This is a genomic window from Azospirillum lipoferum (assembly GCF_024170005.1).
Lineage (GTDB): Bacteria > Pseudomonadota > Alphaproteobacteria > Azospirillales > Azospirillaceae > Azospirillum > Azospirillum lipoferum.
Genome location: NZ_JALJXJ010000005.1, coordinates 442,389 through 459,045, shown reverse-complemented (window position 1 = coordinate 459,045; position 16,657 = coordinate 442,389). Strand labels below are relative to the sequence as shown.

General features: G+C 68.2%; 16 protein-coding genes. 10 read left to right on the top strand and 6 right to left on the bottom strand.

Annotated features, from left to right (window positions below; translation table 11 throughout):
- Nucleotides 1-22 precede the first annotated feature (22 nt).
- The 8 genes from J2848_RS14465 to J2848_RS14430 all read left to right on the top strand — a co-directional run bounded on the left by J2848_RS14465 (nt 23) and on the right by J2848_RS14430 (nt 7,070).
- Complete coding sequence (locus J2848_RS14465; protein WP_246193887.1) at nt 23-1,354, top strand: NAD(P)/FAD-dependent oxidoreductase; 1,332 nt, start codon at nt 23-25, stop codon at nt 1,352-1,354.
- A 20-nt stretch (nt 1,355-1,374) separates the two neighbouring features.
- Entirely contained in the window at nt 1,375-1,872 is a 498-nt protein-coding gene (locus tag J2848_RS14460; RefSeq protein WP_149231665.1) for an L-2-amino-thiazoline-4-carboxylic acid hydrolase, read from the top strand.
- Nucleotides 1,873-1,926: 54 nt separating this feature from the next.
- Nucleotides 1,927-3,048 (top strand): ABC transporter substrate-binding protein, encoded by a 1,122-nt coding sequence (locus tag J2848_RS14455; protein WP_149231664.1) that lies wholly within the window; start codon nt 1,927-1,929, stop codon nt 3,046-3,048.
- Between the two features lie 65 nt (nt 3,049-3,113).
- Complete coding sequence (locus J2848_RS14450; protein WP_109448152.1) at nt 3,114-4,028, top strand: branched-chain amino acid ABC transporter permease; 915 nt, start codon at nt 3,114-3,116, stop codon at nt 4,026-4,028.
- Complete coding sequence (locus J2848_RS14445; RefSeq protein ID WP_211103133.1) at nt 4,015-5,067, top strand: branched-chain amino acid ABC transporter permease; 1,053 nt, start codon at nt 4,015-4,017, stop codon at nt 5,065-5,067. Before J2848_RS14450 ends, J2848_RS14445 begins: the two co-directional genes overlap by 14 nt.
- On the top strand, nt 5,064-5,834 hold the full coding sequence (locus J2848_RS14440; protein WP_149231663.1) for an ABC transporter ATP-binding protein: 771 nt from the start codon (nt 5,064-5,066) through the stop codon (nt 5,832-5,834). Before J2848_RS14445 ends, J2848_RS14440 begins: the two co-directional genes overlap by 4 nt.
- On the top strand, nt 5,831-6,541 hold the full coding sequence (locus J2848_RS14435) for an ABC transporter ATP-binding protein (protein WP_149231662.1): 711 nt from the start codon (nt 5,831-5,833) through the stop codon (nt 6,539-6,541). The genes J2848_RS14440 and J2848_RS14435 overlap by 4 nt, the downstream gene beginning before the upstream one ends.
- A gap of 37 nt (nt 6,542-6,578) precedes the next feature.
- Nucleotides 6,579-7,070: an L-2-amino-thiazoline-4-carboxylic acid hydrolase gene (locus tag J2848_RS14430; protein WP_170307046.1), complete on the top strand. Its 492-nt coding sequence runs from the start codon at nt 6,579-6,581 to the stop codon at nt 7,068-7,070.
- On the opposite strand, the gene J2848_RS14425 is transcribed toward J2848_RS14430, so the two are convergent.
- From J2848_RS14425 to J2848_RS14405, 5 genes are all read right to left on the bottom strand, one after another.
- Nucleotides 7,012-9,795, bottom strand: a complete 2,784-nt coding sequence (locus tag J2848_RS14425) for an HAD-IC family P-type ATPase (RefSeq protein WP_149231661.1) — start codon at nt 9,793-9,795, stop codon at nt 7,012-7,014. The genes J2848_RS14430 and J2848_RS14425 overlap by 59 nt on opposite strands.
- A gap of 109 nt (nt 9,796-9,904) precedes the next feature.
- A complete protein-coding gene (locus J2848_RS14420; RefSeq protein WP_149231660.1) occupies nt 9,905-11,203 on the bottom strand; it encodes an SLC13 family permease in 1,299 nt (432 codons plus the stop codon).
- A 29-nt stretch (nt 11,204-11,232) separates the two neighbouring features.
- A complete protein-coding gene (locus J2848_RS14415) occupies nt 11,233-12,054 on the bottom strand; it encodes an amidohydrolase family protein (protein ID WP_149231659.1) in 822 nt (273 codons plus the stop codon).
- A 118-nt stretch (nt 12,055-12,172) separates the two neighbouring features.
- Entirely contained in the window at nt 12,173-12,913 is a 741-nt protein-coding gene (locus tag J2848_RS14410) for a GntR family transcriptional regulator (protein WP_149231658.1), read from the bottom strand.
- 179 nt (nt 12,914-13,092) lie between these two features.
- Nucleotides 13,093-13,857: an SDR family NAD(P)-dependent oxidoreductase gene (locus J2848_RS14405; RefSeq protein ID WP_149231657.1), complete on the bottom strand. Its 765-nt coding sequence runs from the start codon at nt 13,855-13,857 to the stop codon at nt 13,093-13,095.
- Nucleotides 13,858-13,960: 103 nt separating this feature from the next.
- Between J2848_RS14405 and J2848_RS14400 the strand changes: the two genes are divergently transcribed.
- Nucleotides 13,961-14,872 (top strand): LysR family transcriptional regulator, encoded by a 912-nt coding sequence (locus J2848_RS14400; RefSeq protein WP_149231656.1) that lies wholly within the window; start codon nt 13,961-13,963, stop codon nt 14,870-14,872.
- Between the two features lie 135 nt (nt 14,873-15,007).
- A complete protein-coding gene (locus J2848_RS14395; protein WP_149231655.1) occupies nt 15,008-15,703 on the top strand; it encodes a TetR/AcrR family transcriptional regulator in 696 nt (231 codons plus the stop codon).
- On the opposite strand, the gene J2848_RS14390 is transcribed toward J2848_RS14395, so the two are convergent.
- Entirely contained in the window at nt 15,700-16,506 is an 807-nt protein-coding gene (locus tag J2848_RS14390; protein ID WP_149231654.1) for a class I SAM-dependent methyltransferase, read from the bottom strand. The genes J2848_RS14395 and J2848_RS14390 overlap by 4 nt on opposite strands.
- Between the last annotated feature and the right edge of the window lie 151 nt (nt 16,507-16,657).

Genomic DNA, 16,657 nt, shown 5'->3' with positions numbered 1-16,657 from the left:
TGGCCGGACGGGACAGGCGGACGTGACGGAACAAGCGGTAAACCAGGCACAGGGCATCCCCGGTCAGGGTGGCATCTGGCAACAGCCGAACTCGCTGTGGGAAGCCACCGCCCCGCCGCCGCCCGCTCTGCCGGTGTTGCAGGACAGCGTGAAGGCCGACCTGCTGGTGATCGGCGGCGGCTTCACCGGCCTGTCCGCCGGCCTGCACGCGGCGGAGGGGGGCCGCCGCGTGGTGGTGCTGGAGGCGTCCGAACTGGGCCGGGGTGCATCCGGCCGCAACAACGGACAGGTCATCCCGACCCTGACCCGCCCCGACCCCGCCGATCTGGTCGCCCGCTTCGGCACAGAGGCCGGCGAACGTTTCGTCGGGCTGATCCGCGACAGCGCCTCCACCCTGTTCGATCTGGTCCGCCGCCTCGGCATCGACTGTGCAGCGGAGCAGACCGGCTGGGTCCAGCCGGTCCATTCGCCGGGCCGCATCAAGATCGCCGAGCGCCGGGCCAGGCAATGGGGCCAGTACGGCGCCGACGTCGAGCTGCTCGACCGCGCCGCCGTCTCCGCCATGCTCGGCACCGACGCCTATTTCGGCGGCTGGATGAACCGGACCGGCGGGCACATCAACCCGCTGGCGCTGGTGCGCGGGCTCGCCGCCAAGGTGGTGGCGGCAGGGGGAGCGGTCTACGTCAACTCCCCCGCCCTGTCGGTGGAGCGGCACGGCGACGGCTGGGTCGCCCGCACGCCGCGGGGGGTGGTGACCGCCGACGCGCTGGTGCTGGGCACCAACGGCTATGCCGCCGCCGTCTTCCCGGACATCCGGACGGAGGTGGTGCCGGTGCTGTCCTGGCAGATGGCGACCGCCCCGCTGGGCGACAATGTCCGCAAGACCATCCTGCCGGGCCGCCCGGCGATGTCGGACACCCATGGCGACCTGCGCTTCATGCGCTACACCGCCGACAACCGGCTGGTGACCGGCGGCGCGCTGCTGATCCCGGTGAACGGGGCGGAGCGGCTGAAACGCATCGTCGGCGCCCGTCTGGCCGGCATGTTCCCGGCGCTGAACGGCGTCACCTTCGATTACGTGTGGAATGGCCGGATCGCCATGACCACCGATTACTTCCCCCGTGTCCACCGGCTGGGGCCGAACGGCTTCGCCTGGGCCGGCTGCAACGGGCGCGGCGTGGCGCTGTCGGTTTCGCTGGGCCGGGAGCTGGCCCATGCCGCCATCGGCCGGGATCCGAAGGATCTCGCCCTGCCCTTCACCGCACCGACGCCCCTGCCCTTCAATGGACTGCTGCAACGCATCGGGCCACTGAAGATCCTGCAATACCGCTGGAACGACGCCCGCGAGATCTGAGACCCAAGGAGACGGCAGGCATGTCGGACACCCCCGATTACCCCACCCTTCTGCGCAACGCCTATGCGATGCGCGCGGCGTCCTACGCCCACATGTTCGACGTGCTGCGCGAGCGTTTCGGTACCGAAACGGCGCTGGAGGTCGGACAGGAGGCCACCCGCCGGCTCGGCGAGGCGATGGGCGTGAAGTATGCGGGTCACGGCCCGGACGATCTGAGTGGCCTGTGCCATGCCTTCCTCGACGGCATCCCCAACCGCGACAGCATGTTCGCGCCGGAGATCAAGCGGTGCGACGGCGAGGCACTGGAGATCCATTTCCACCGCTGCCCGCTGAAGGAGGCCTGGGAGGCCCAGGGCCGTTCCGATACCGATCTGGAACTGCTCTGCAAGATGGCCGGTGCCATCGACGGCGGACTGTTCGAAGCGGCCGGCTTCGTCTTCAAGGGCGAGACCTGGAAGCCGGGCGACAAGGGCTGTTGCCGGCTGAAGGTCCTGCCGGGCGCCAAAGCCGCCGAATAAATCCAAGCCAAGCGACGTAGAAGAAACCAACCAGAAGAAGAGGGTGTCCCCGCCATGAAGTTCCGCCTCCTCACGCTGACGACCCTCGCCGCCGCCGGAATCGCCACTGGGACCGCCGGTTCGGCTTTCGCCGCCGATACGGTCAAGCTCGGCTACCAGCTGCCGCTGACCGGCGACACCGCGCAGTATGGCCAGGATTTCCGCAAGGCCGCCGAGATCGCACTGACCGAGTTCAACGCCGCCGGCAAGCCGTTCAAGGTCGAGATCGTCTTCGAGGACAGCCGCTCCGACGCCAAGGAAGGCACAAACATCGCCCGCAAGTTCGTCGACGACAAGGAGATCGTCGGCGTGCTGGGCGACTTCACCTCGGGCGTGTCGATGGCGGCGGCGCAGGTCTACAAGGACGCCGGCATGCCGCAGCTGTCGCAGACCGCCTCGCACCCCGACTACACCAAGATCTCCAAGTACCAGTTCCGCAACATCGCCACCCAGGCGCAGGAAGGCCCCTACAACGCCAAATGGATGGCGGCCAAGGGCTTCAAGAATGTCGCGGTGATCGCCGAGCAGACCGACTGGGGCCAGTCGGTGGTCGGCGGCTTTTCCGACGCGGTGAAGGCCAATGGCGGCACGGTCGCCTTCTCGGAATTCTTCAACCGCGGCCTGAAGGACTACCGCTCGTTGATCAGCAAGATCGAGCGGGCGAAGCCCGACGCGATCTACACCGGCTTCTTCTACGAGGACGGCGCGCAGTTCCTGAAGCAGTTGCAGCAGCTCGGCATCAAGACGCCGGTCTATTCGACCTCGGCGGCCTACAGCCCGAAGCTGATCGAACTGGCCGGCGGTGCCGCGGAGGGTGTGCATCTGACCTCCAACTTCCTGCCGACCGACCCGTCGCCGAACGTCCAGCATTTCGTCGAGGAGTGGAAGAAGCGCTCCGACGGTGCGGTGCCCGGCCAGTTCCCGGCCCAGGCCTATGACGCGGTGCGCATCATGCTGGCGGCGGTGGAGAGGGCCCAGCCCAGCCCGACGCGCGAGAAGGTGCGCGACGCGCTGGCCCAGACCAGGGACTTCCCCGGCGTGACCGGCAAGACCACCTTCAGCGCCGACCGCGAGGCGGAAAAGGATCTGGTGAAGGTCGAGGTCAAGGGCGGCGCCTTCGTGCCGGTCGCCGAGTAAGGACCCCGGCAACCGGTCTCCAGCGCCCACTTCCCGGTGCCCCGATCTCCAGCGACAGAGCCCACATGTTCGATCCCTATTATCTCCAGCAGCTCGCCATCGGCCTGTCGCTGGGCATGACCTATGCGCTGATGGCGATCGGCTTCACGCTGATCTTCGGCGTGCTGAACGTCGTCAACTTCGCCCATGGCGAGATCTACACGCTGGGCGCCTTCGCCGGGCTCGTGCTGATCTCGGCCACGGCGCCGCCGATCGTGGCGGTGATCCTGGGCGCGCTGGCGATCGGGGCGCTGGCGGGCTTCTCGCTGGAGCGGATCGCCTTCAAGCCGTTCCGCCGCTTCACCGACGAGGCGTCGCTGAAATCGCGGGCGATGCGGGAATCGACCCTGCTCTCCTCGCTGGCGGTGTCCATCGTGGTTCGCGAGGCGCTGGAGATCGTCTTCGGATCGCAGATGCGCTCCGTCCCCTTCGACTACCTGATCAACACGCCGGTGCGCGTCGGCCCGGTGATCCTGGTGACCGGCGACTTCATCATCTTCGGCGTCGCCGCCGCCATGCTGATCGGCCTGCAATATCTGCTGACCCGCACCCGTGTCGGGCTGGCGATCCGCGCGGTGTCGAACAACCCGCTGGGCGCCAAATATGTGGGCATCGACACCGACCGCACCATCATCACCACCTTCGTCGTCGGGTCGATGATGGGGGCGGCGGCGGGCATCCTGATGGGACTCTATTACGGTGCGGTCTTCCCCGCCATGGGCTTCACTCCCGGCATCAAGGCCTTCGTCGCCATGGTGATGGGCGGCCTGTCCTCCATTCCCGGAGCGGTGATCTGCGCACTGATCCTCGGCATTTCGGAAAGCATGGCGACGACCTTCGTCTCGTCGGGCTGGTCGGACATGGTGGCCTACGGCTTCCTGATCCTGACCCTGATCTTCTTCCCCAACGGCTTGTTCGGAGCGCGCCGTGAACGCGTTTGAGACTGTGGCGCCGACCGATGGCCTGAGCCGGCGCCGGAGCTGGCTGGTTCCGGCGCTGATCCTGCTGCTGGTCTTCGCAGCATTGCCGGCGCTGCTGGCGGGATTCGACCGCGGCTATTTCTACCAGATCGCCAATCTGGCGCTGATCTTCGTGCTGCTGTCGGCCTCCATGCATCTGGTGACGGGAGTCGCCGGGCTGCTGCATCTGGGGCATGCCGCCTTCTACGGTGTCGGCGCCTATACCGCCGCACTGCTGACCTCCAAGCTGGGGCTGGGCTTCACCGTGACGCTGCCGCTGTCCGGGCTGGTGGCGGCCCTGGTCGCCTTCCTGGTGGCTCTGCCGACGATGCGGCTGGTCAGCATCTATTTCGCCGTGGCGACGCTGGCCATCGGGCAGATGCTGTATCTGGTCATGCTGAACTGGGTGGACTTCACCAAGGGTCCCAACGGCATCATCGTCTCCAAGGGGTTCGAGCTGTTCGGGGTCAGCCTGTCCGGCCGCCTCGCCGCCTATTACACGGTGGCGGCGGTGGTGACGCTGTCGGTCGTCGCGATCGGCCGGCTCAGCCATTCCTATTACGGCAACGCCCTGCGCTCGATCCGCGAGGACGACCAGTGCGCCGACGCCATGGGCGTCAGCACCGTCCGGCTGAAGATGGAGGCCTTCACCCTGTCGGCCTTCTTCGCCGGGGTGGCCGGCAGCCTGTGGGCGCACATGACCGGCTACATCTCGCCGGGCGACTTCAAATTCTCCGAATCCATCCTGATCCTGGCGATGGTGGTGGTCGGCGGCCTGGGCAGCCTGCCGGGGGCGGTCATCGGCGCGCTGCTGCTGATCCTGCTGCCGGAAGGGCTGCGGGCCTTGGGTGACTTCCGCAACATCATGGTCGGGCTGGTGATGTTCCTCTCCATCCTGCTGCTGCCGAAGGGGCTGCTGGGCGAGGTGTCGGCCCTGCGGCTGGTGCGCCGGCAACTGGGTGCGGCGTGGCGGAACACCGGCCCGGGGACCGGGAAAGGCGAAGGGATCGGCTGGCGATGACCCATCTTCTTGAAATCCGCAACGTCAGCCGCCGCTTCGGCGGCGTGCAGGCGGTCGGCGACGTCACCGCCCATGTCGACGAGGGCGAACTGGTCGGGCTGATCGGGCCGAACGGCGCCGGCAAGACGACGCTGTTCAACCTGATTTCCGGCTTCACGCCGCTGTCCGGCGGCAGCGTCGCCTTCGCCGGCAGGACCATCAGCGGGCTGAAGCCCAATCAGGTGGCGCGGCTGGGCATCAGCCGCACCTTCCAGAACCTGCGCGTCTTCCCCAACATGTCGGTCTTCGACAATGTTTCGGTCGGTGCCGTCGGCGCGCTGCCGCAGGGGGCGTTCGGCGCCCTGTTCGGCGGCTTCCACAAGGGCGGCCGGAACCGGTCCGCCGAAATCAGCCGCCGCAGCTGGGAAGCGCTGGAGGCGGTCGGCCTGACCCATGTGGCGGCGGAACTGGCGGCCAACCTGCCCTACGGCCAGCGCAAATATCTGGAGATCGCCCGCGCGCTCGCCATGCGGCCGCGCTTCCTGATCCTGGACGAGCCGGCGGCCGGGCTGAACGACACCGAAACACGCGATCTGGCCGCCTTCATCAAGCGTCTGCATGGGCAGGGACTGACGATCATGCTGGTCGAACACGACATGACGCTGGTCATGGGCATCTGCCAGCGCATCCTGGTGCTGGCCTCCGGCCGCAAGATCGCCGACGGCGCGCCCGACGCCATCCGCAGCGACGCGGCCGTCCTCGAAGCTTATCTCGGGGTGGATGAATGACCGCGCCTCTGCTCTCGATCGCGGACCTGCATGTCGCCATGGGGCCGCAGGAGATCCTGCACGGCGTCCGCCTGGATGTGCCGGAGGGCGCCATCGTCGCCGTGCTCGGCTCCAACGGTGTCGGCAAGACCACGCTGATGCGCACAGTCTCCGGCATCTATCGGGCGCGGCAGGGAAGCATCACCTTCCGCGGCCAGCCGATCGCCAACATGCCGGCCCATCGCATCGTCCAGCTCGGCCTGTCACAGGCGCCGGAGGGGCGGCAGATCTTCTCCAACATGAATGTCCGGGAAAACCTCGTGCTGGGCGGCGGCGAGGTCGGGCTGGGCGAACTGGACCGGGTGCTGGCGATGTTCCCGATCCTGAGCGAGCGCCTGCGCCAGAATGCCGGATCGCTGTCGGGCGGCGAGCAGCAGATGTTGTGCATCGCCCGCGCCCTGATGCGCCGGCCGACGCTGCTCCTGCTCGACGAGCCCTCGCTGGGGCTGGCGCCGAAGATCGTGGCCCAGATCTTCGACCTGATCGGCCGCATCCGGGCGGAGGGGGTGTCGATCCTGCTGGTCGAACAGAACGCCCGTGCCGCCCTGCGCATCGCCGACCACGCCGCGGTGCTGGAGGATGGCCGGATCGTGCTGTCCGGTCCGGCCGACCAGCTGCGGGACGACCCGCGCATCGCCGAGGCCTATCTCGGCGGCCATGCCCATTGAAAGCCGATTGACGCCACCTGAAGGAAGGAAGCCTGTCATGACCCAGACCATTGGGACCCAAACCATGGGCATCCTGGAACGCCGCCGCATCGAGGCGGAAATCCTGAAGCCGGTCTATGAGGAGATGGCCGCCCGGCTGGGCGAGGCCACCGCACAGGAAATCCTGGGTGCGGCGATCACCAAGGCCGCTCTGGCCGCCGCCAAGTCCTTCGCCGCGACCGAGCCGGAGGGCACCAGCCTGAAGAGCTTCGCCGATCTCCAGCCACTGTGGACCAAGGACGACGCGTTGCGGCTGGAGGTGAAGCGGCAGGACGAGACGCATTTCGACTACAACGTGACCCGCTGCCGCTACGCCGAGATGTACCGGGAGATGGGGCTGGGGTCGATCGGCCATCTGCTGTCCTGCAACCGCGACGCCGCCTTCTGCACCGGCTACGACCCGCGCATCAAGATGGAGCGCACGCAGACCATCATGCAGGGCGCCGACCATTGCGACTTCCGCTATCGCTTCGAGGCGAAAGGCGAGTAGGCGCACCGGACAGCCGCTTTTCCAGCTCCATCAGCACGAACAGCCCGGCACCGGCGGCGGCCATCGCCGCCCAGGCGGCGAGGCCGAGCGGGGTCGTGCCGAACAGGGCCTGCATGGGCGGCGCATAGGTGAAGGCCAGTTGCAGCAGGGTCATCAGGGCGATGGACAGCCAGACCGGCCGGCTGCCGGCCAGGGCGGACAGCAACTCACCCCGCCCATGCAGGTCGCGGGCGCTGAGCAGGAAGAAGATCTCGCCCACCACCAGCGCGTTGACGGCGATGGTCCGCGCCTCTTCGATGCCGTCGCCCTGCAAACGATGGAAATGGAAGAAACCGAAGCTGGAGGCCACCAGCAGGGCCAGCACCACCAGCATCCGCCGCACCAGCCGGCCGGCCAGGATCGGTTCGTCGCGCGGGCGCGGCGGGCGGGCCATCACGCCGGGTTCCGGTGCCTCGAAGGCCAGCGCCAGCCCGAGCGTCACGGCGGTCACCATGTTCACCCACAGGATCTGCACCGGCGTGATCGGCAGCAGGCTGCCCGACAGCACCGCCAGCAGAATCACCACCGCCTGCGCTCCATTGGTCGGCAGCATGAACAGGATGGTCTTGCGCAGATTGTCGTAGACGGTGCGCCCCTCCTCCACCGCATGGACGATGGAGGCGAAATTGTCGTCGGCCAGCACCATCGCGGCCACTTCCTTCGCCGCCTCCGTCCCGTTGCGGCCCATGGCGACGCCGATGTCGGCCCGCTTCAGTGCCGGGGCGTCGTTGACGCCGTCGCCGGTCATGGCGACGGTGTCACCCGCCGCCTGGAGCGCCGCGATCAGGCGCAGCTTGTGTTCCGGCGTGGTGCGGGCGAAGACGCTGTTGGCCGCCGCCGCCGCGGCGAAGCCGGCCTCGTCCAGCCGGTCCAGTTGCGGCCCGCTGGTGACGCCGTCCGGCAGGCCGAAGCGCCGGCCGATGGCGGCGGCGGTGGCGGCATGGTCGCCGGTGATCATCTTCACCGTGATGCCGGCCTGCCGGCAGGCGGCAACCGCGACCAGCGCCTCTTCCCGCGGCGGATCGATCAGGCCGCAGAGGCCGAGCAGCTCCAACCCCTCCTCCCGCAAATCCCCGTCGATCAGTTCGGACAGGTCGATCGGGGTGCGGCGCATCGCCAGCGCCAGCACCCGCTGGCCCTGCCCGGCCAGTTCGGCGGTCAGGGCGGTCCAGCGAGGCCGGTCCAGCGGGACGGCGCCGTCGCCGCGCCGTTCCCGCTCGCACAGCGCCAGCACCCGTTCCGGCGCGCCCTTCACCAGCAGGATGCCGTGGCCGGCATGGTCATGGTGCAGGGTCGCCATGTATTGCCGCTCGGATTCGAAGGGCAGGGCGTCGCGGCGCGGGTAGTGCTTCGCTTCACCGTCCGGGTCCAACCCCGCCTTCATCGCGAGCGCCAGCAGCGCCCCATCGGTCGGATCGCCGGCCAGCTGCCACTCCCCGTCCGGATCGCGGTGCAGGGCGGCGTCGTTGCACAGCAGCGCCGCCCGCGCCAGATCGAGCAGCAGCGGCTCCGCGGCCGGGTCAACCAGCCGGTCTTCGCGGCGGATTTCCCCCTCCGGCGCATAGCCGCTGCCGCCGGCAACATAGGTGGCCTCGGCGGTGACGATGCTGGTCGCCAGCAGTTCGTTGCGGGTCAGGGTGCCGGTCTTGTCGGTGCAGATGGTGCGGACGCTTCCCAGCATCTCGACCGCCGGCAGGTGGCGGATGATGGCGTTGCGGCGGGCCATGCGGGTGACGCCCACCGCCATGGTGATGGTCATCACCGCCGGCAGCCCTTCCGGGATCGCCGCCACCGCCAGCCCGACCGCGGTCAGCACCATGTCCTGCCACGGCTCGCCATGCACCAGCATGCCGAACAGGACGGTGCCCCCTGCCAGCAGCAGGATGCCGCCGGTCAGCCAGCGGCCGAACCGTGCCATCGACACCAGCAGCGGCGTCGCCACGGTGGTCACGGAGGCCAGCAGATGGCCGATGCGTCCGACCTCCGTCGCGTCGCCGGTCGCCACCACGATGCCGGTGCCCTGCCCCTGCACCACCATGGTCCCGGCATAGGCCATGCCGCCACGGTCGCCGAGTGCGGCATCGGCGGCGACGGCGGCGGCGGACTTGGCGGCGGGGACCGATTCGCCGGTCAGCGCCGCCTCCTGGACCAGCAGCCCCTTGGTCCGGTCGAGCCGTAGGTCGGCCGGCACCCGGTCGCCGGAGACCAGGAAGACACGGTCGCCCGGCACCAGTTCATCCGCCGCCAGGGTTACCGCATGGCCATCACGCAGCACCACCGCCTGGGGCGACAGCAGGTTGCGGATGGCCTCCAGCGCCTGTTCTGCCTTGTCCTCCTGGATATAGCCGATCAGCGCGTTGACCAGCACGACGCCGAAGATCACCCCGGCATCGGTCCAGTGCCGCAGCAGCAACGCCACCACGCCGGAGACCAGAAGCACATAGATCAGCAGGTTGTGGAACTGGGCCAGGAACCGCATCCAGGCCGGCCGCCGTTTCGGCGGGGTCAGCCGGTTGGGACCGAAACGCGCCAGCCGTGCCGCCGCCTCATCGCTGCCGAGCCCGTCGGTCGGACTGCCGAGCTGTTCGGCGACGGCGGCGGCCTCCAGCGCGTGCCAGGGGGGATCGGCCGATGAGGACGTGGCGGCGCCTGTAGCACCTGCCTCCATGTCTGCCAGCGGCACCATGTGAGCTGCCTCCCCGACCGGTATGACCACAGACAGGGTGGCAGTTTATCGGCCTTGGGAGAAGGGCCGGGATGGCATGGCCCTTTCCCTCTCCCGGAAGGCCTTCCGCTCAGAGGACGAAAGTGAGCACAATGTTCATCGCAACCGCCGCAACCACGCCGAAGGGTGCCGCACGGAACAGCAGCCGGGTGAACAGCGAACTGCGGGTCGCCTCATCCGGAGCCGAACCGAGGACCAGGCTGCCGCCCGACGAGAAGGGCGAGATCGACGTCGCCTGCGACCCCACGACGATCGCGGCGAACAGCAGCACCGGGCTGACAGACAGGCCGGCCGCCAGTGCCGGAACCAGCGGGAACAGCGTCGGCGTCACCACGCCCAGCGTGCTGGAGAACAGCGACATCGCCGCGGCGACGACGCCGAACACCACCGGCAGGAGCAGGGCCGGAATGCTGCTGCCGAGCCAGCCCGCCAGCGCCGCGATGGTCCCCGCCTTGATCGCGACGGAGATCAGCATGCCCATGCCGCAGATCATGATCAGGGTCGACCAGGGCACCGACGCGATGGCCTTGCGCTCGTCGCCCAGCTTCAGCAGCAGCGCGATGACGGAGAAGACGCCGGCGATCAGCCCGATGTCGATCTTCCCATTGAGATAGGCGACGGTCGCATTTCCCGGCAGCGCGAGCTGAAGCACCGGGCCGAGAAGCACCAGAACCATCATCCCCAGCGTCAGCGCCAGCGTGGTGCGCTGCCGGCCGTCGAGCGGCGCCGGACGGCCGGCGTCGGCCAGGGAGGCAGTCATGCTGCGGTGGTTGCCGAACAGGAACAGCATCGCCGTGATGACGAAGAAGGGGATGATCAGCGTCGCGGCGAAGATGACCCCGCTATAGAGGAAGGCGTCGGCCTCGCTCGTCCCGTTCGCGGTCATCAGGCCGCGGAAGATGATGCCGCTCTGGCTCGACATGAAATTGGCGCCGGCCAGCGCGCCGTAATTCGCCCCCATCGCCCCCAGAACCATGTCCAGCCCGGTCCGCCGGCACAGGATCAGCGTCAACGGCGCCATGAAGGCGAGAACGGTGTAATAGCCGGCGCCCATCGCGGCGATCAGCGTCGCGGTCAGCAGGATGGCGTAGGGCAGGACCCACGGCATGTTGCGGCAGCGGTACAGCATGTGTTCCGCCAGCTTTTCCAGCGTGCCGTTGACCAGGGCGAAGCTGTAGAACAGGCAGACCGAGAAGATGACGAAGAAGATCTTCAGCGGCCACAGATCGACCACCGCGCCCGGCTTCATGTCTAGCCCGAAACAGCCGAGCAGATAGGCGAAGGCGATCGCGAACAGGCCGATGTTGATCTTGGTGACATAGCCCAGCACGACGGCGAGGGCGATCGCCAGGACGACGATGAGACTCAAGGGGAGTTCCTCCGGTTATTTTTTGAGTTTCAGGCGAATTGGAAAAGCGCCGCCGGATTGCCGACCAGGATCCGCGCCCGTTCCGCCGGATCGGGGATCAGCGCATGGAACCGGGCGACCTGGGCGGCATAACCGGTCTCGGCCTCATGCTGGGTGTGGGGCCAGTCGCTGCCCCAGACGAAGCGGTGGAAACCGCCGCAGGCCTCGCGCAGCAGGTCGAGGCTCCGTGCCGCAAGCTCCGGCGTCAGGCCGGCGCGGTAGGGGGCGGAGAGCTTGATCCAGACGCCGGGGGTCCGGCGCAGCAGGTCCAGGAAGGCACGGTGATCGCGGTTGCCCGGATCGATTCCGCCCTGCGGCAGCCCGAAATGGTCGACCACCACGGTATTTCCGGCCGCGGCGATGGCGGGGACGATCGCTGCAAGGTCGTCGAAACGGCGCTGGATTTCGACCTGCCAGCGGCGGGCGGCAAGGCGGCGGAAAAACGCCTGCCAGGGCGCTGCTGCGTAATCCTCCACCTCGCGGCCCACGAGGTTCAGACGCGCACCGACGAAGCCCAGCGCGGCGAGCCGGTCCAGTTCCTCTTCCGGCACGTCGGGATCAAGGACGGCGACCGCCCGCAGCCGCTCCGGATGGGCGCGTAGGGCGGCTTCGATGAAGCTGTTGTCTGTGCCGAGAAAGCTGGGCTGGATCAGCACGCCGTGGCTGAAGCCCGCCCCGTCCTGCAGCGACAGCCAGTCCGAAAGCTTCGCCGCGTGGGTCGGGGCGTAGCGCCGGCCGGCGGCCATCGGCAGGTCGGGGCGGAAAATGTGGGCATGCGTGTCGATGCCCCTGATAAGGGGATGTGCGGTCATCCGTCGATCCGTGCAGACAAGGAAAGGGCGTCCCCCATCCACGGGAGGCGCCCGCGGAATGGAGATGCCGAAGAGGGTCGGGAGGAAAGCCGGCGCCGGAAGGGTCCGGCGCCGCGGGTCAGCTCAGGCGGCTGCGGTAGCGGAAGCGTTCGGCAGGGCCATGGGCGATGCGCCATTCGACGGCGGTGCCGTCCACCGTGCAGGCGGTGCGTTCGATCACCGCGGTGGGGGCGCCTTCGGCAAGGCCCAGCCGGGCCGCCACGGCGGCGGAGGCCGGCGCGAAACTCACGTCGTCGATGGCACTGGCGATGAAGACGCCGAAGCGCTCCAGATAGAGCGGATAGAGCAGCGGACCGAACTGCGCCTCCTCCAGCTCCACAATGCCGTCGAAGCGGGCGCGCGGCAGCCAGATCTCCTCAGACAGCAGCAGCGCGTCGGACTGGCCGCGCAGGCGGTCGAGGCGGATGCAGTCGGCGGTGCCGAGAACCGCGGCGATGGCGGGCGGGGCGGCGGCGGCCTTGCGCGCGATGATGCGGCTGGACGGGATCGTCGCCTCGCCATCGGCGGACTGCACCGCGAAGAAGCGGAACAGCGAGGCGTTGAAGGCACGTTTGCGCAGATAGGTTCCGGACCCCTGGCGCCGTTCGAGCAGCCCTTCGTCCACCAGGGTCTGGATCGCCTTGCGCACGGTGCCGACCGACAGCCCGGTCTCGGCCGTCAGCTGGTTTTCCGACGGCAGGGCGGTGTCGGGGCCCCATTCGCCGCGCGCCACCCGGGTGGCCAGCGCGTCGCGCAGTTGCAGATAGGCCGGCAGCCGCCGGTCCGGCAGCGGGGCCGGGGCAGAGTCATGCTGTGGCATCGATGTCCTCCCGCCGCCATCCTGTCGCAGATGGATGCTCCGGTCAACTGGTTCTATATAGAACTATATGATCGGCGGGCGAACGAGCTGCGGCCCCCGTGCGGCGGCGTTTCGCAACACCACTGCACGGGGGCCGATGGACGCCTTTGACTGTCTGATTCAGGCCTGTTCAGATTTGTTTAGACCTGGGCCATGCCGCCGTCGGCGAACAGTTCGATGCCGTTGACGAAGCTGCTGTCGTCGGATGCCAGGAAGACGGCGGCCTTGGCGATCTCGTCCGGGTCGCCGACACGGCCCAGCGGCACCTGCGAGGCGAGATAATCGACCAGACCCTGCTGCTGCGCCGCATCGGGACCGGCCAGCTCGACCAGACCCGGCGTGCGGACCGGGCCGGGGCTGAGCGTGTTGATGCGGATGCCGCGGTCCTTCAGGTCCAGGATCCAGCTGCGGGCGAAGTTGCGGACCGCCGCCTTGCTGGCGCTGTAGACGCTGAAGGCCGCCGTGCCCATGCTGCCGGCGGTGGAACCGGCGAGGATCACCGAAGCGCCTCGGCCGAGCAGCGGCAGCGCCTTCTGCACGGTGAACAGCACGCCCTTCACATTGCGGTTGAAGGTGTCCTCATACTGCTCCTCCGTGATGGCGCCCAGCGGCAGCATGCCGCCGCCGCCGGCATTGGCGTAGAGCACGTCGAGCCGGCCGGCCTCGCTCTGGATCTGCGCATAGAGCCGGTCGAGATCGGCGAGGTTGGAGGAGTCCGCCTGCACCCCCGTCGCCCTGCCGCCGGCTGCGACGATCGCCGCCACCGCGGCCTCCAGCTCCGACTGGCGGCGGCCGGTGAGATAGACGGTGGCGCCTTCGGCGGCGAAGCGCTTGGCCGCGGCAAGGCCGATGCCGCTGGTGGCGCCGGTAACGAGGGCGATCTTGCCGTCAAGCTTGCGTGACATCTGAAGTCTCCTTGGGATTGCGTTGTTCGCTGGAGACAAATCTATCGACGGCGGATACACATCGAAATAGAAACGACTGAAAACCATCGTTGCAGGATTGGCGATGTCGAAGCTGCCGGATTTCGAAGGGTTGGCGATGTTCGCCAAGGTGGCGGAGGAGCGGTCCTTCGCCGGTGCGGCCCGCGCCATGGGGGTGTCGGTCGCCACCGTGTCGCGCGCGGTCAGCAGGCTGGAGGAGCGGCTGGGGGCGCGGCTGTTCAACCGCACCTCCCGCCGGCTGGCCCTGACCGATTTCGGCCATTCGCTGGCGGAACGGGCGACCCGCCTCTATGACGAGGCAGAAGCGGCGGAGAATGCGGTGCGCGAGATGTCGAGCCGGCCGCGCGGCCTGATCCGGTTCGCGGTGCCGATGTCCTTCGGGCTGCGCTGGGTGGCGCCGCTGCTGCCGGACTTCTTCCGGCTCTATCCGGAGATTTCCATCGACCTGCATCTGAGCGACGCCGTCGTCGATCTGGTGGGGGACGGATTCGACGCGGCGTTGCGCATCGCGGTGCTGCCGGACAGCTCGCTGGTGGCGCGGCGGCTGTGCGGAGTGTCGCCGGTGGTGCTCGCCGCTCCCAGCTATCTCACCCGCCATGGCGAACCGCGCCATCCCCGCGAGCTGAACGGCCACCATTGCCTGGGCTATGCCTACCGCCGGCGGCAGGACATCTGGCACTTCACCAACAGCGCCGGCGAGGAGGAAAGCGTCACCCCGTCCGGCCCGCTGCGCGTCACCAACGCGGATGCGCTGCTGCCGATGCTGCTGGAGGGGTTGGCGATCGCCGAACTGCCGGAATTCATGGCAGCGGAGCATCTGGCCGACGGACGGCTGACCGCCATCCTGACCGACTGGTCGCTGCCGAGGGGCGGCCTCTATTTCATCACGCCCTCGGCCCGCACGCGTCCGGCCAAGGTCGGGGTGCTGGCCGATTTCCTGATCGACCGCCTGTCGGAACCGGCTTGGCTGCGCTGAAAGAAGCCCTCTCCCGCCCCGGAGGGAAATGGTCCCGATCAGCCTTCTTGAAAAAACGAGCGGGCGCTCGCTTTAATCTTCGCCAGCCGTCATGGGCAGGAAGGATCGGCATCGCAAATGGATGGGACAGCCGGGATGAGCAGCTTGCAGGAGTTCCAGACACGGCACGATCTGTCGATGGAGGCGCTGTGCGCCCGCATCCTGGAACGGCATGCCGCGACCATCCGGGTGAAGAAGCCGGCGGTCGCCGTCGCCAATCTGGCGCGCATCGTCGAAACCACGCTGATGCTGGCGAACCGCAAGGGCTTCCATTCCATGAGCCTGCGCGACCTGACCGAACAGTCGGGCTTGAGCATGGGCGCGCTCTACGCCTATTTCGACAGCAAGGACACGCTGCTGATGATGATCCTGGGACAGGTCGTCGGCGTGGTGGAGGAGGTGCTGGCCCACCCGCCGGACGGGCTGGCGAACGACCCGGCCGCCCGGCTGCGCTGGCTTCTGCGCACCCACCTGTTCCTGACCGAGACGATGCATCCCTGGTTCGTCTTCGCCTATATGGAGGCCAAGTCCTTTCCCCAGGATGGGCGCGACCTTGCCGTCGGCAGCGAGATGATGACGGAAAGCATGATCGCCGTCGCCCTGGCCGACGGCGTCGCCCGCGGCCGGTTCGCGGTGCCCGACGTGATGATGGCGGCGGCACTGATCAAGCCGATGTTGCAGGACTGGTACGTCAAGCGCGCCAAGCACCGCCGCCGCGGCATCACGCCCGACCTCTATGCCGATCAGCTGATCGCCTTCGTCGAGGCGGCGGTGGGGCTGAAGCGGGCTTAGGCGACCGCCGTTATCACATGCGCCTGGATCTTGCCGTCGACCGGGCCGTCGCCGAAATGCCGGGCAATGGCCTGGGCGGCGAGGTCCGTCACCTCGTCGAGACGGCTGGCGTCCCGCGCCTCGATCTCAAGGCGCATGGGCGTTCCCTGGCAAAAGCCGGTTGCCGGATCGGCGGGCGAGGCGGCCCGGCTGCGCAGGGGCACCGTCTCGATCTCGATGCCGGTGAAGCCGGCCCCGCGAAGCTCGTCGCGGATCCGTTCCTTGTCATGGTAGCCGTGCGGCGTGCGGGCCATGAAGCCAGGCGGGTCGTCGGGAAAGGCCGCGGCGACGGCGGTGCTGACGACTGCGGCGATCTCATTGTCTTCGATGCGGTCCCACACGCTGAAGACGAAACGTCCGCCCGGCCTCAGCACCCGGCGGGCTTCGGCGAAACCCGCCGGCTTGTCGGGGAAGAACATCACCCCGAACTGGCAGACGACCGTATCGAAACCGGCATCCTCGAACGGCAGGCTCATGGCGTTGGCCTGCCGCCACGTCACCTGCGGCGTGTCCAGTTTCCGCGCCGCATGGTCGAGCATCGGCTGGTTGAGGTCCGTCGCGACGAGTTCGATGGTCGCCGGCAGGGTCTGGACCAGGGCACGGGTCACGATCCCGGTTCCGGCCGCCGTTTCCAGAATTCGGCCCTCCACCCCGACAAGCCGTCCCGCCAGATCGCGGGCATAGGGTTCGAAGATGAGGGGGCCCAGATAGCGGTCGTAGAGTGCAGGGATCGCTCCGGCGAACGCTTTGTCCACTTCAGCCATGAGGGCCCCCCCTAAAGTCGACATGTGGGATCGGAAAGCTTATTCCCGGCCGATGGCGCAGACGACAGCCCTTTGGAGGCGAAAAAGGCTCCTTGGGTCCGCCGATCGACGAATTCGCAACGAAGAAGCCCCCTGGACTCGTGCCGTGCCG

What these genes read in the sequence shown, in the direction of transcription:
- J2848_RS14395 (WP_149231655.1), top strand. Translation starts at nt 15,008, where the DNA reads ATGAGCAGCTTGCAGGAGTTCCAGACACGGCACGATCTGTCGATGGAG.
- J2848_RS14440 (WP_149231663.1), top strand. Translation starts at nt 5,064, where the DNA reads ATGACCCATCTTCTTGAAATCCGCAACGTCAGCCGCCGCTTCGGCGGC.
- J2848_RS14405 (WP_149231657.1), bottom strand. Translation starts at nt 13,857, where the DNA reads ATGTCACGCAAGCTTGACGGCAAGATCGCCCTCGTTACCGGCGCCACC.
- J2848_RS14430 (WP_170307046.1), top strand. Translation starts at nt 6,579, where the DNA reads ATGACCCAGACCATTGGGACCCAAACCATGGGCATCCTGGAACGCCGC.
- J2848_RS14425 (WP_149231661.1), bottom strand. Translation starts at nt 9,795, where the DNA reads ATGGTGCCGCTGGCAGACATGGAGGCAGGTGCTACAGGCGCCGCCACG.
- J2848_RS14415 (WP_149231659.1), bottom strand. Translation starts at nt 12,054, where the DNA reads ATGACCGCACATCCCCTTATCAGGGGCATCGACACGCATGCCCACATT.
- J2848_RS14435 (WP_149231662.1), top strand. Translation starts at nt 5,831, where the DNA reads ATGACCGCGCCTCTGCTCTCGATCGCGGACCTGCATGTCGCCATGGGG.
- J2848_RS14455 (WP_149231664.1), top strand. Translation starts at nt 1,927, where the DNA reads ATGAAGTTCCGCCTCCTCACGCTGACGACCCTCGCCGCCGCCGGAATC.
- J2848_RS14450 (WP_109448152.1), top strand. Translation starts at nt 3,114, where the DNA reads ATGTTCGATCCCTATTATCTCCAGCAGCTCGCCATCGGCCTGTCGCTG.
- J2848_RS14410 (WP_149231658.1), bottom strand. Translation starts at nt 12,913, where the DNA reads ATGCCACAGCATGACTCTGCCCCGGCCCCGCTGCCGGACCGGCGGCTG.
- J2848_RS14390 (WP_149231654.1), bottom strand. Translation starts at nt 16,506, where the DNA reads ATGGCTGAAGTGGACAAAGCGTTCGCCGGAGCGATCCCTGCACTCTAC.
- J2848_RS14400 (WP_149231656.1), top strand. Translation starts at nt 13,961, where the DNA reads ATGTCGAAGCTGCCGGATTTCGAAGGGTTGGCGATGTTCGCCAAGGTG.
- J2848_RS14460 (WP_149231665.1), top strand. Translation starts at nt 1,375, where the DNA reads ATGTCGGACACCCCCGATTACCCCACCCTTCTGCGCAACGCCTATGCG.